This is a genomic window from Ferruginibacter sp. SUN106, assembly GCF_050611765.1.
GTDB lineage: Bacteria > Bacteroidota > Bacteroidia > Chitinophagales > Chitinophagaceae > Ferruginibacter.
On the sequence record NZ_JBODJC010000004.1, the window covers coordinates 755,412 to 769,493 of the forward strand.

The 14,082-nt window shown below is 39.0% G+C and carries 10 protein-coding genes; 8 read left to right on the forward strand and 2 right to left on the reverse strand.

From position 1 onward, the window contains the following. The first annotated feature begins 85 nt into the window (after positions 1-85). The 6 genes from ACQ334_RS19385 (at position 86) to ACQ334_RS19410 (ending at position 8,856) form a co-directional block, all read left to right on the forward strand. On the forward strand, positions 86-712 hold the full coding sequence (locus ACQ334_RS19385) for a hypothetical protein (RefSeq protein ID WP_430989916.1): 627 nt from the start codon (positions 86-88) through the stop codon (positions 710-712). Positions 713-811: 99 nt separating this feature from the next. Continuing rightward, the gene (locus ACQ334_RS19390) at positions 812-1,489 is read left to right on the forward strand and encodes a succinate dehydrogenase cytochrome b subunit (RefSeq protein ID WP_430989917.1); all 678 of its coding nucleotides are present in this window, start codon (positions 812-814) and stop codon (positions 1,487-1,489) included. A gap of 112 nt (positions 1,490-1,601) precedes the next feature. Then, positions 1,602-3,578 carry a fumarate reductase/succinate dehydrogenase flavoprotein subunit gene (locus ACQ334_RS19395; RefSeq protein ID WP_430989918.1) on the forward strand — a complete coding sequence of 659 codons (1,977 nt, stop codon included), beginning with the start codon at positions 1,602-1,604 and terminating at the stop codon, positions 3,576-3,578. A gap of 1 nt (position 3,579) precedes the next feature. Continuing rightward, positions 3,580-4,452 carry a glycosyltransferase family 2 protein gene (locus ACQ334_RS19400; protein ID WP_430989919.1) on the forward strand — a complete coding sequence of 291 codons (873 nt, stop codon included), beginning with the start codon at positions 3,580-3,582 and terminating at the stop codon, positions 4,450-4,452. An 18-nt stretch (positions 4,453-4,470) separates the two neighbouring features. Continuing rightward, a complete protein-coding gene (locus ACQ334_RS19405) occupies positions 4,471-5,235 on the forward strand; it encodes a succinate dehydrogenase/fumarate reductase iron-sulfur subunit (protein ID WP_430989920.1) in 765 nt (254 codons plus the stop codon). Between the two features lie 150 nt (positions 5,236-5,385). Next, positions 5,386-8,856: a hypothetical protein gene (locus tag ACQ334_RS19410; RefSeq protein ID WP_430989921.1), complete on the forward strand. Its 3,471-nt coding sequence runs from the start codon at positions 5,386-5,388 to the stop codon at positions 8,854-8,856. A gap of 96 nt (positions 8,857-8,952) precedes the next feature. Here ACQ334_RS19410 and ACQ334_RS19415 read toward each other — a convergent pair whose 3' ends face one another. Then, a complete protein-coding gene (locus tag ACQ334_RS19415; RefSeq protein ID WP_430989922.1) occupies positions 8,953-9,960 on the reverse strand; it encodes a hypothetical protein in 1,008 nt (335 codons plus the stop codon). Positions 9,961-10,252: 292 nt separating this feature from the next. Here ACQ334_RS19415 and holA point away from each other — a divergent pair, with 292 nt between their 5' ends. Further along, positions 10,253-11,251, forward strand: a complete 999-nt coding sequence (holA, locus tag ACQ334_RS19420; protein ID WP_430989923.1) for a DNA polymerase III subunit delta — start codon at positions 10,253-10,255, stop codon at positions 11,249-11,251. A 393-nt stretch (positions 11,252-11,644) separates the two neighbouring features. On the opposite strand, the gene ribF is transcribed toward holA, so the two are convergent. Further along, positions 11,645-12,568 (reverse strand): riboflavin biosynthesis protein RibF, encoded by a 924-nt coding sequence (gene ribF, locus ACQ334_RS19425; RefSeq protein WP_430989924.1) that lies wholly within the window; start codon positions 12,566-12,568, stop codon positions 11,645-11,647. A gap of 167 nt (positions 12,569-12,735) precedes the next feature. On the opposite strand from ribF, the gene ACQ334_RS19430 reads away from it, so the two are divergent. Then, the gene (locus tag ACQ334_RS19430) at positions 12,736-13,944 is read left to right on the forward strand and encodes an AIR synthase related protein (protein WP_430989925.1); all 1,209 of its coding nucleotides are present in this window, start codon (positions 12,736-12,738) and stop codon (positions 13,942-13,944) included. The last annotated feature ends 138 nt before the right edge of the window (positions 13,945-14,082 follow it).

A 14,082-nucleotide genomic window follows, 5' to 3' on the forward strand; every position in this document is an offset into this window, starting at 1 on the left:
TTATGGTTATTAAGTAGGTAGGTTGCCGTTTACGGCAACCTTTTTTTGTACCCGGAAGCTCCGGCTTCCGGTCATAAAAAAAGATTTGAAGCAGGAGCTTCAAAATACACAGTTTTCTTTAAACTTTGCAGGTACAAAAAATAATCATTTGCAGGATATAGAACCATATTATAACTGGCGCCATTTATACGCAGCAGAAGAAGATGAATTGTCGCCATTTTATGGACGTACATATAGTGAGTTTGAATTCAGTCAAACAGTATATAATTATTACATCCATCCCCAGTGGGATGATTTTGGCAGCAAAACATTATACCTCAAAATTTTGTTTGTTGATTATGAACAAAACTATGCCATCATAGAACTGATAGGCGAATGGAATGATGCCATTGGCAATGATATCATGTTTTTACGGAGAGACGTTACAGATTTTTTATATGCAAAAGGAATTACCAAATTTATCATTGTTGCAGAGAACGTGTTGAACTTCCACAGCAGTGATGACAGCTATTATGAAGAGTGGAGGGAGCAGGTACAGGATGATGGTGGCTGGGTGGTGATACTGAATATGCCACAACAAAGCCAGTATGATTTTAAACGGGCCAGGCTCATTAATTATGTCGGTTTAATGGAGTTTCCCCAATGGAGAACCTTAAAACCCGACCTTGTTTTTCAACAGGTAGATAACTGGGTAATGAAGTTGCTGGAGTAAAATTCGGTATCGATTGCATAAAAACATTTAACAAAACGTTTTTTTGAATGATTGTAGCTTAAATTTGCTTTCCAAAATTCAACCATTAACTTTTGCATAATGACTTTTAAACAGATTTTCACTTCTTCGATAGGCAAGAAGTTAACGATGGGGCTTACCGGTTTGTTTCTGATCTCTTTCCTGGTTATACACTGCACCGTCAATTCCATGATATTTTTTAAAGACGATGGAGCAATGTTTAATACCTATGCTCATTTTATGAGCCACAATTACATTGTAAGGGTTTTAGAAATTGGTTTGTTTGCAGGGCTGATAGTGCATATCATCCAGGGGCTACTGCTGTGGAAACAAAACAGCGCAGCAAGGCCGGTAAAGTATGCCGTAAATGCAACATCTACTAATAGTAAATGGTATAGCCGTAGTATGGGCTTATTGGGTACTTTGTTGTTATTCTTTTTAATACTGCACATTTCTAAGTTTTTTGTGAACACAAAAATTGCATTATATGGCAACGGTGGCGAAAACGATGCTACCTATAATTTGTTTGTAGAAATGAAAGAATACTTTCAGCAGTTGTGGGTAGTGATCGCTTATATAGCCGGTGTGATCTCTTTATTCTGGCATTTGTTGCATGGTTTCCCCAGTGCATTTCAAACATTAGGTATCAATCATAAAAAGTATACACCCATCATTAAAGCAGCAGGCCTTGTTTTTTCGATTATAGTTTGTGTGTTGTTTGCATTAATGCCCATTGCTTTTTACATGGAGCTGATCTAGTATCACTGAATACAGAAATACAGTACACTGATACTATTGAATTTAAAGAAATAACGAAAGCTGATAACAAAAGAAATTATACATTATTCATTATTAATTATTCATTACCAATATGGCTCTAAATTCAAAAATACCTGCGGGTGAGATGAATGAAAAGTGGGAAGATTATAAAGGACATGTAAAGCTGGTAAATCCTGCCAACAAAAGAAAAATTGAAGTGATCGTTGTAGGAACCGGTTTGGCGGGAGCGTCGGCTGCTGCTGCACTGGGAGAGTTGGGATATAAAGTAAAAACATTTTGTTTCCAGGATAGTCCAAGACGTGCCCATAGTATTGCGGCGCAGGGTGGTATCAATGCGGCAAAAAATTACCAGAATGATGGAGATTCAGTTTTCCGTTTATTTTATGATACCGTAAAGGGTGGTGATTACCGTGCAAGAGAAGCTAACGTACATCGTTTGGCCGAAGTAAGTGCTAATATCATTGACCAATGTGTGGCACAAGGTGTGCCTTTTGCAAGAGAATATGGTGGATTGCTAAGTAACAGAAGTTTTGGCGGTACGCAGGTACAAAGAACTTTTTATGCAGCAGGGCAAACAGGACAACAATTATTATTAGGCGCTTACAGTGCTTTGGAAAGACAGGTAGCATTAGGTACAGTAACACAATACAGCCGTCATGAAATGCTGGATGTGGTAATGATCGATGGCAAAGCAAGAGGTATCATCGCAAGAAATTTAGTTACCGGCGAATTAGAAAGGCATTTTGGCCATGCGGTATTATTATGTACCGGCGGTTATGGTAATGTATTTTATTTAAGCACCAATGCCATGGGCAGCAATGTAACTGCAGCATGGAAGGCGCATAAAAAAGGAGCGTTCTTCGGCAATCCTTGTTTTACACAAATTCATCCTACATGCATTCCCGTTAGTGGCGACTACCAGAGTAAATTGACATTGATGAGTGAAAGCTTACGTAATGACGGACGTATCTGGGTGCCCAAAAAGAAAGACGATAACCGTAAAGCGGTAGATATACCTGAAGAGGAGAGAGATTACTATTTAGAAAGAAGATACCCTGCTTTTGGAAACCTGGTGCCAAGGGATGTGGCCTCAAGAGCAGCGAAAGAAAGATGTGATGAAGGCTATGGTGTAGGTACAACTAAACTTGCAGTCTATCTTGATTTTGCTGATGCAATAAAACGTTACGGAAAAATTGAAGCCGGAAAAAGCGGTAATCACAATGCTGATGAAGCAACGCTGATTGCTTTGGGTAAAGATGTGGTAAAAGAAAAATATGGCAACCTGTTTGAAATGTACGACAAGATCACCGGAGAAAATCCATACGAAATGCCCATGAGGATCTATCCTGCGGTGCATTATGTAATGGGCGGCCTTTGGGTGGATTATGAATTAAAAACAACAGTAGAAGGTTTATATGCTTTAGGTGAAGCTAACTTTAGCGATCATGGTGCTAACCGCTTAGGGGCATCAGCATTAATGCAGGGCTTAGCCGATGGTTATTTTGTTATTCCTTATACTATTGGCAATTATTTAGCCGATGAGATACGCAATCCATCAATACCAACTACGCATCCTGCATTTGAAGAAACAGAAAAAGCAGTAAGCGACAGGATCAATACCTTAATGAACATCAAAGGAAAACAAACGGTAGAAAGTTTTCATAAACGTTTAGGAAAGATCATGTGGGATAAATGCGGTATGGCCCGTAATGCACAGGGTTTACAGGAAGCCATAGCCGAAATTCAGCAATTGAAAAAAGAATTCTGGAGTGATGTACGCATACCAGGTGAGATCAATAGTATGAATCCTGAATTGGATAAAGCAGGCCGTGTGGCAGATTTTATTGAACTTGGAGAGCTGATGTGTAAAGATGCTTTGAACCGCAATGAAAGTTGTGGAGGCCACTTCCGTGAAGAAAGCCAGACAGAAGATGGTGAAGCAAAACGTGACGATGATAATTACAGTTATGTAGCTGCATGGGAATACAAAGGCGAAAGCAACTGGGAGTTGAATAAAGAGGAGTTGACATTTGAAATAGTGAAACCAACTCAAAGGAGTTACAAGTAAAATGAAAGTATCAGGTTTCACCTTTGTAAAGAATGCCATTAAATATGGCTACCCGGTGGTGGAATCGATAACATCTGTTTTACCTGTTGTAGATGAGATGATCGTTTGTTTGGGAGATTCGGAAGATGATACCAACAACCTGATTGCATCTATAGGTTCTGATAAAATAAAAATTATTCATTCCGTTTGGGATAATAACCTGAGGGAGGGTGGGAAGGTTTTGGCAGTGGAAACTAATAAAGCCATTGCAGCTACGGCGGCAGATAGTGATTGGCTCTTTTACATCCAGGCAGATGAAGTAGTGCATGAACAATACCATAAAAATATTGTTGATGCCATGAATAAATATGCCGCTGATAAAAAAGTAGAAGGGTTACTATTCAACTACCATCATTTTTACGGTAGCTATAAATACATTGGTGATGGCAGAAGCTGGTACAGTAAAGAGATCAGGATCATCAGGAATAATAAAGGCATAAAAAGCTACCAGGATGCACAGGGGTTCAGGTGGCAAGATGGCAGGAAATTAAATGTAAAACTGATTGATGCATACATCTATCATTATGGCTGGGTAAAAAATCCTTTAACCATGAACCGGAAGACAGAGAATTTTGGTACACTATGGGACGGAGAGAAAGGAAAAAATAAAGTGGTGAAGGAAGCCGCATTTGATTATTCAAATATTGATTCGGTAACATTATTTAAAGGCACACATCCTGCTGTGATGAAAGAGCTGGTGGTAAAAGAAGACTGGAATGTGGAACTCGATATTCAAAAGAAGAATTTTAAAAATACAAAACACCGGGTACTGTATTTTATCTGGCAAAAATTTGGATGGCGGCCGTTTGAATACAGTAACTATAATAAAATTTAGCATTAAAGTAATTTACGTATGGAACATTACAGCATGAATTTAACGTTGAAGGTTTGGAAACAAAAAAATACCGGCGACAAAGGCCAGTTTGAAACTTACCAGGTAAAGGATATTTCCTCTGAAATGTCTTTTTTAGAAATGTTTGATGTGTTGAACGAACAATTGATCACCGAAGGTAAAGATGCCATTGCGTTTGATCATGATTGCCGTGAAGGTATCTGTGGTATGTGCAGTATGTATATCAATGGCAAGGCACACGGTCCGTGGGCACAGAACACTACCTGCCAGTTACACATGAGAGCATTTAAAGACGGAGATACCATTGTGGTGGAACCATGGCGCAGTGCGGCTTTCCCTGTAATTAAAGACCTGATGGTAGACAGGGGTGCTTTTGACAGAATTATACAAGCTGGTGGTTATATTTCAGTAAACACCGGTAATGCAGTTGATGCAAATGCTTTACCTATTGATAAGAAAAATGCAGACGATGCATTTGCAGCTGCAGCATGTATTGGTTGCGGTGCTTGTGTGGCCGCATGTAAAAACAGCAGCGCTATGTTATTTGTAAGTGCTAAGGTTTCTCAGTTGGCTTTGTTACCACAAGGCCAGCCAGAAAGAAAAACACGTGTACTGAACATGGTGGCACAAATGGATAAAGAAGGTTTTGGTAATTGCACCAACACTTATGCCTGTGAAGCAGAATGTCCTAAAGGAATTTCTGTAACTAACATTGCAAGAATGAACAGGGAGTTTTTAAGTGCAGGATTAAGTTCAGAAGAATAAAATAATACGGTATTGAATACGTTAAACCTTCCTTCGGGAAGGTTTTTTTATACAGCGAAAAAGCTGTTTTGCCCGTCTTAAACAATAAATGGTAATTTTAGGCATTACTAATCTAAAAAACTGTTGAAGCACCCCGGGAAATACCTGCTTTTGCTACTGATATTTTTTGTGCAGACTTTGTATGCACAAAATCCTGCGTCGCTTTCCAACCTGCGTAAAAGATTTATACCGGTAAGCGGCAATGTTATAAAGCTGGATACTCTGAGCATTGTACCCAATTCTGTAAGCATTGCTAATGTATTGCCCACTGCTTATAAAGTGGATGAAGTAAATGGCACCATTACCTGGATCAGCAAACCTGCATTACCCTCTGTATGGATCACGTACCGGGTATTTCCGTACAAATTAAATGCGGTGGTAAAGCATTATGATTACGACAGTATCAGGTACAATTTTATTAACAACAACCCGGTAACATTTAAAGTAAGTAATAATCAGCAGGGCAACCCGTTGTTTGATTTTGGTAACGTAAAATCAGAAGGTAGCTTTGGCCGGGGCATTTCTTTTGGTAATAGCCAGGATGCGGTGGTCAACTCCAGTCTTAACCTGCAACTGAGCGGTTTTATTGGCGATAGTTTAGAATTAACTGCAGCTATCACCGATAATAATATTCCTATTCAGCCTGATGGTAATACACAAGACCTGAGAGATTTTGATAAAATATATTTACAGATAAAGAAAAAAGGATGGCAGGCAAATTTTGGAGATATCGATATCAGGCAAAGCAAAAATTATTTCCTCAATTTCTATAAACGTTTACAAGGTGTTTCTTTTATTACAGAAAATAAGATCAGTAAAAAAATATCCAATTCTTTATTAGTGAGTGGTGCAGTGGCTAAAGGAAAATTTACCCGCAATGTACTTACGCCTGTAGAAGGCAACCAGGGACCTTACCGCTTACAGGGTGCCAACTACGAAGTGTATTTTGTAATACTGGCCGGAACAGAAAGAGTATTTATTGATGGCCAGTTATTACAGCGTGGCGAAGACCAGGATTATGTAATGAACTACAATACTGCCGAGATCACTTTTACGCAAAAACATTTAATTACCAAAGACAGCAGGATACAGGTAGAATTTGAATATGCAGACCGCAATTTTTTAAATGCACAGGCATACGCCAGCGACGAAGTGAATTTTAATAACAAATTTTTTTTAAGCGTGGGCGCATTCAGTAATTCAGATTCAAAAAATTCTTCCATCAACCAGGTGCTGGATAATAAGCAGAAACAATTTTTAGCCAATATTGGTGATGGCGTTGATACCGCATTTTATGAAAATGCACAACGAGATACTTTTTCAATTGATAAGATATTGTATAAAAAAATAGATACACTCTATAATACCAACCTGCATGATTCTATTTATGTTTTTTCCACCAACCCCAACGATGTGTTGTACACCCTTTCATTTACTTATGTAGGAACGGGTAAGGGCAATTACATGCCTTTGCAAAATGCAGTGAATGGTAAAGTATATGGCTGGGTAGCTCCTGATATTAATAATAACAAACAGGGTGATTGGGCTCCGGTGATATTATTGGTATCGCCAAAGAAACAACAGGTAATTACTATCGGCGGCGAATACTTATTTTCTCCCAAATCAAAAATACGGGTGGAGGGGGCGATGAGTAATTATGATATCAATTTGTTTTCTACAAAGGATAAAGGCAATGATAAAGGCTATGCAGCCAAATTACAATTTGAAAATAAGGATACAAAAATTGCATTGTTCAATAAACCAATGACGTTGCAAACTAATCTGGGGTATGAGTTTGTACAGAAAAGATTTAAACCTTTGGAGCGTTTACGGAATGTAGAATACCTGCGTGACTGGAGTTTACCTTTCCTGGTTAATCCGGCAGATGAACACCTTGCCAATGCAGCAGTAAAAATTGCTGATACCAAAGGCAATTATTATGGATATGAAATTATCCGCTATCAACGCAGCGATCATTTCAGTGGCCTCCGTCAGCAGGTCAATAATTATACTGCTGTTCAAGGATGGAAGTTTACCAATTCCATCAGCTTAACCAATACAAATAGCGTAGAGGAACAAGGCATTTATTTCAGGCCCACTATTGATATCAGCAAAGAACTGGCAAAGATGAAGAAGATGCAACTGGGCATAAACTACAGCAGTGAATATAACCGGCAACGTAATAAAGTAACGGATACTTTATCACCACTGAGTTTTGCATTTACTATCTGGCAGGTGTATATTAAATCTAATCCGCAAAAGGCTAATAAATGGGGCGTTTCATACTTTACAAGAAATGATCAGTTGCCCGTGCTGGCTAAATTGCAACAGGCTGATAAGAGTGATAACTTTAATTTTTTCACTGAGATATTAAAGAACGAAAACCGACAGTTAAAATTAAATATCACCTATCGCAAACTGCATATCATTAATAACAACATCAGCAAACAAAGAGCAGATGAAAGTTTACTCGGCCGTTCGGAATATGCTTTCAGGGAATGGAAAGGATTGCTGAATGGTTCGGTATTGTATGAATTAGGAGCAGGGCAGGAGCAGAAAAGAGAATATACTTTTTTTGAAGTACCTGCAGGCCAGGGTGAATATACCTGGATAGATTACAATGGCAACGGCATAAAAGAACTGAATGAATTTGAGATCGCTGTTTTCCAGGACCAGCGCAAATATGTAAAACTGTTTACGCCAAGTAACCAATACGTAAAAGCAAATTACATACAGTTCAATTACAATGTAGATATTAACCCAAGGTTTGTGATCAAATCAAATAATGCACATGGCATAAAAAAATTATTGTACCGTTCCAATACCAGCTCTTCTTTACAGATCAATAAAAAAGATATCTCCACCGGCAAATTTCAATTCAATCCTTTTACCAGGAAATTAGTGGATACTACATTGCTGTCTTTAAATTCTATTTTAACCAATACGTATTTTTTCAACCGCAGTAATGTAAAATGGGGCTTTGATGTTACGCATTATTTATCCAACGGAAAAACATTATTGTCTTACGGATTTGAAAGCCGCAAAGCAAGAAACCTGTCTGGAAAAATACGATGGAATTTCAGTAAGAATTTCTCTACTAACATTAATTTACGCCAATCTAAAAATGAATTGAATACCAGCGGGACAAAATTCAATAACCGCAATTATATGATTGAGCAAAATGCAGTTGAACCAGCTATTGCCTATATCCACAAATCAAATTTCCGTTTAAGCCTGGCATATAATTTCAGTAAGAAAGAAAACACGATCGACTCAATGGAGAAAGCGGTTACACATTCGGTGATTGCAGAGATGCGCTACAATATCCTTAACAACAGTACGCTCAATGCCAAGGTAACATTGAACCAGATCAATTTTACGGCTTATCCCGGTGCAGCTAATACAACAGTAGGTTACGTATTGCTGGATGGCTTATTGCCGGGTAAAAATTACCTGTGGAATGTGGAATACACCAAACGCCTTGCAGGCAATTTTGAAGTGAGTATACAATACGAAGGCCGTAAACCCGGTGAATCTAAAACAGTGCATGTGGGACGAGCGTCTATCAGGGCAATCTTATAAATAATGGGTCCGACGGTTTTAAACCGTCATGACCCTCATTATACAAAAAATCGCCGCATTTTGTAATGCGGCGACTCAGTTATAGATTGAAAATGATTAGCCAAACAATCCGCCTTTTTTAAAGCTTCTTACACCTTCACCAATTTTAAATCCATTATTGTACACTTCAATTTTATAATCACCGGTTTCAAAATTGCTGTTTTGTTTCCAGTCTACATTAATAGTCTGGCGTTGCCCCTGGGTGTAATTGATTTCAACTTTTTCGGTAAAAAATTTATCCTCACCTTCTCTTGTTTTAAAAGTTCCGGATCCAAGTGCTTCAACACTTACAGGGTTGCCCTTAGGATCGGTGATGCTGATATAAATTGTTTTATTACCTGATTGCGTGATGCGGTTTTCATCAACATCAAAAGAAATGCGTAATTTATCTACCCTTTTTGCAGTAGAAGTAGTTTTTTCTTTACCACTCTTTTTTTCATTAATACCAACAATAGAAAAATTACTGGCATGTAAAGTAGAACCGATATCAATCACGTCTTCTTTTTCTTTGATCACTGTTTTCGCATCTTCAGTTTCTTTTCTTGCTACATCTCTTTCTTTAGTAACGGCTTCTTTCTGTTGGGTTAAAACAATTTTTTCGCCTTCCAGGGTTTCAATTTGTGTTTTGTACCCGGTAATATCGTCATTTAATGAAGCAATCAAAGTTTTAGCCTGTGCCAGTTCTTCTTTGGTAGCATTTACCTTGGTAAGTAATTGCTGAATTTTGGTTCTTTTCTCCGCAATATCCCTGTCACGTTGAGTGATCACGCTGTCTTTGCTGTGCACCATATCCGCACTCTGCGTTTTTATCATGTCGTAACGGGTGGTGGCATCATCCAGTTCTCTTCTCAATTCATCTTTGTCGCTGGTGGTTTTGGCCAGCTGTTCATCTTGTTTAATATCTTTTTCATGCACCTGGTTTTTATCATAAATGATATAGCCCCAGGTACCCAGTAAGGCCAATAGCAGGCCGCCGGTTAATAAATTACGCATGTTATTTTTTTGCGGAGGTGGCGGTGCCGGCTGTTGTGGGTTTTCAGCGCCTGGAAAATTTTCGTAAGCCATAGTTGATGTAGGTTTTATAGTGGACAAATGTATTCATTCAATTAGTTAAAAAGAATGTTTATGGTCAGTTGTGTTAATATGTTAATAAATAAACGGCGGTTATCGCTGCCATAAACGGCTAAAATTATGCCAGTTTTGTGAGCCTGCTGCTGTCAGGACGATTACAACTGTCAGACACCTTCAATCAGCCTGCAACAATAAACAAAGGGGCTGGAGACTTTGAACCGTTCTGACCCTGCCGGGGGGTATCAAAGGTTGGTAACCCTTTAAAAATTCTTTTATCTTTGTCGCCATGAGTGCAGAAAAAATCATCGGCGACTGGAAAAAGAAAAGCTTTAAACCGCTGTATTGGCTGGAAGGAGAGGAAGATTATTATATTGATATGGTGGTGGATTATGCCGAACACAAAATTTTAGACGAGGCAGAAGCCGGATTTAACCTCACCGTTTTTTATGGCCGTGATGCCGAATGGGCGGCCGTGGTAAATGCCTGTAAGCGTTATCCTATGTTTGCAGAACGGCAGGTAGTATTGCTGAAAGAAGCCCAGCAAATGAAGGATATTGAAAAGCTGGAAAGTTATATTGAGCATCCTTTAAGCTCTACCATTTTTGTGGTGGCCTATAAAACCAAAACATTAGACAAGCGTACCAAACTCAGCAAGCTTTTAAAACAAAATGCCGAAGTTTTTGTATCCGATAAATTAAAAGATTTTAAGGTTAATGAATGGATAAAAGAAATGGTGACCAGTAAAGGGTATTCCATTACTTCCAAAGCCGTGGTATTGTTAGAAGAACATATTGGCAACGACCTCAGCCGCATGGCCAATGAAATTGATAAGCTCTCTATCAACTTAAAAGGCCGCAAAGAAATTACTGAAGATGATATTGAAAAATTTATCGGCATCAGTAAAGAGTATAATGTTTTTGAATTGCAGGCTGCCATTGCAAAGAAAGATTTGGCTAAAGCCATCAAGATCATCCAGTATTTTGAAGGCAATCCCAAAGCCGCTCCTATACAAATGGTTTTGCCGGCATTGTACGCCAACTTCAGCAAAGTATATACTGTGTTTGGCATGAATGATAAAAGTGAAGCTGCACTAAAGCCTCATTTTTATTTTAATGCTACCGCTGTAAAAAACGCTTTGGAAACCATCCGCCTTTATGGCTACGAAGGCGTGGAAAAAATTTTATTATTGCTGCACCACTACAATTTAAAAGGCGTTGGGGTAGGCGATACCGGTACTTCTGATGCATCGCTGATGAAGGAGATGGTGGTGAAGATGATTGCGTAAAAGAGTAGGGACGCTGAAGCGTCCTGAATCCTTCTGTACTTCAGCAGCGTTCAAATGAATCCTTCAGACTTTACTCTTAAACGATATAACATTACTGCGTATAAATTGAGTTACACATGACAGCACATGAAAATAAAAAGGAGCGGATGCAAATACGGCCCATACCCTTGTATGGAATTTTAATCTGTGGTATAGTGATAACAATTATCGGCCTCTATTTATTTTTTACCCAATCCGTTACAAGTGGTTATGTAAGTCCCGGAAAACTTTCAGGCTATAAGGGTAGCACCGTAACACTTAACGGTAAGTCTGCAATTATTTTTGGTTTGGCAATTTGTATATTTCCTATATACCAGTTGATCGTACAGCGAAAGAGAAGATGATTGCTCAATCCTACAACACCGCCAAACTATCTACCTTATCCTGGTGCAACTGTTGTTTCAATGCTTCCAGGCCATCAAACTTTACTTCGCTGCGTAAATATTTTACCACATATACCCTGATGATCTTTTCGTAAATATCATTTTCAAAATCAAAAAGATTAACTTCTATTACACGTTTTTTACCATTTACGGTGGGCCTGAAACCAATACTCATCATGGCTTTGTAACGGATGCCATCCACTTCGGTATACACTGCATAAATACCATCGCCTAAAGTTATTTTTTCTTCGTCGGTGCTTTTAAGGTTGGCAGTAGGGTAGCCGATAGTGCGGCCGATCTTATCGCCATGTATTACTTCGCCTTCAAAAAAGAAAGTATACCCGAGGAGTTTATTGGCATCTTCAATATGCCCGTGCAAAATCGCTTCACGTATATTACTGCTGCTTACTTTTATAGTATCCAGCAAGTGCACCGGAATTTCCATCAGGCGGTAATTATACACCACCGCTTTCTCTTCCATCAGTTTATAATCGCCGCTGCGTTCCTTGCCAAAGCGGTGGTCGTAACCGATGATAATAGTATGCGGATGACATTTATCCACTAAAAAATCGCTGATATATTCTTCGGCCGTTTGGTTGGCAAAATAATCGGTAAAAGGCACTACAACCAAATGGTCCACGCCGGCATTGGCGATCAATTCAATTCTTTCGGCAAGGGTATTGATCAGCCTGATACCCGTAACGGCCGAAGACACTACTTTACGGGGGTGCGGATGAAAAGTGATGATCACCGACTCGCCGCCGGCTTCTGCAGCAGCAGCTTTAAGCGTATTGATAATTTGCTGGTGGCCTGTGTGTACGCCATCAAAAGTGCCGATGGTGATAACGGCATTTTTAAAAACGGGCAATTGGGTAATATCGTAGTGTACCTGCATATTTAAGGGTGCAAAGCTAATGGATAAATTGATAATGGATAATTGATTAATGGATAATGAATAATTTGTTAATTGATAATGAATAATTCGGTTGTAATTTGCGCCAAAATTAAAATTTCGGGCATTTCTTAAATCATAAATCCGAAATCATAAATCTACAATCAACAATGTCTCTTTACGCTAAACGTGGTGTTTCTGCCCAAAAAGAAGAAGTTCATGCAGCCGTTAAAAACCTCGACCAGGGTTTGTTTCCTAATGCATTTTGCAAAGTATACCCCGATTTTTTAGGCGGTGATGACAGTTTTGTAAACATCATGCATGCCGATGGTGCAGGTACCAAAAGCATTTTAGCGTATTTGTATTGGAAAGAAACGGGTGATATCTCCATCTGGAAAGGTATTGCACAGGATGCGATTGTGATGAACCTGGATGATCTGTTGTGTGTGGGCATTTATGATACTATTGTTTTTAATTCTACCATCGACAGGAATAAAAATTTAATACCCGGTGCTGTGCTGGAACAGATTATTACCGGCAGCCAGGAACTGTTTGATACCTTAAAAACTTTTGGTGTACACATTCATTACCTGGGTGGAGAAACAGCTGATGTGGGTGATGTGGTACGTTCTGTTGCGGTAAATGGCACCATGACATGCCGCTGGCCGAAAGACAAAATTATCAGCAACGATAAAATAAAAGCAGGTGATGTGATTGTTGGTTTTGCCAGTTACGGACAAGCCACTTACGAAAGCGAATACAACAGTGGTATTGGCAGTAATGGCCTTACCAGTGCAAGGCATGATGTGCTGAGTAAATTTTATGCAGACAATTTTAAAGAAAGTTATAACACCGGCCTGGATGAAGCAGTGGTGTATATTGGTAAACATCGTTTGACAGATACTGTTGATATCACGTCTCACGACTCACCACTCACAACAACGATTGGCAAACTGATACTAAGCCCTACCAGAACTTTTGCGCCGGTGATGCAGGCATTACTAACCAATCATTTTGATAAGATACATGGTGTGATACATTGCAGTGGCGGTGGACAAACCAAGTGTATGAAGTATTTGCCAGAGGTGTCAGACGGTTCCGAACCGTCACGACACCTGCGTGTGATAAAAGATAATTTATTTGATGCACCAGAAATCTTCAATATCATTCAGCAAAATAGTGGCAGCAATAACAGGGAAATGTACGAAGTGTTTAACATGGGGTGCCGCCTGGAAATTTACTGCGATGCAGCAGATGCAGATACGATGATTACAGCTGCAAAAACATTTGGAATTGACGCACAGATTATTGGCAGGGTAGAAGCTGGTGATAAAAAAGAACTGGTGATAAAAGTGAAAGGAGAAGAGATCGTGTATTAAAAAATTATTCCTGTATGAATAGTCCTTAAATAAGTTGACAGATTTTAAAATTATCCCGGTTGCCTCAAGTAGCCGGGGTTTTTGTTTGATAAATCTCATCTGGCGTTTTCATTTTTAATGCCAGGTGAGGTCTTTTAC

Excerpts from the sequence above, each read along its gene's own strand:
- ACQ334_RS19390 (WP_430989917.1), top strand. The coding sequence starts at position 812 with ATGACTTTTAAACAGATTTTCACTTCTTCGATAGGCAAGAAGTTAACG.
- ACQ334_RS19395 (WP_430989918.1), top strand. The coding sequence starts at position 1,602 with ATGGCTCTAAATTCAAAAATACCTGCGGGTGAGATGAATGAAAAGTGG.
- ACQ334_RS19400 (WP_430989919.1), top strand. The coding sequence starts at position 3,580 with ATGAAAGTATCAGGTTTCACCTTTGTAAAGAATGCCATTAAATATGGC.
- ACQ334_RS19405 (WP_430989920.1), top strand. The coding sequence starts at position 4,471 with ATGGAACATTACAGCATGAATTTAACGTTGAAGGTTTGGAAACAAAAA.
- ACQ334_RS19415 (WP_430989922.1), bottom strand. The coding sequence starts at position 9,960 with ATGGCTTACGAAAATTTTCCAGGCGCTGAAAACCCACAACAGCCGGCA.
- holA (WP_430989923.1), top strand. The coding sequence starts at position 10,253 with ATGAGTGCAGAAAAAATCATCGGCGACTGGAAAAAGAAAAGCTTTAAA.
- ribF (WP_430989924.1), bottom strand. The coding sequence starts at position 12,568 with ATGCAGGTACACTACGATATTACCCAATTGCCCGTTTTTAAAAATGCC.
- ACQ334_RS19430 (WP_430989925.1), top strand. The coding sequence starts at position 12,736 with ATGTCTCTTTACGCTAAACGTGGTGTTTCTGCCCAAAAAGAAGAAGTT.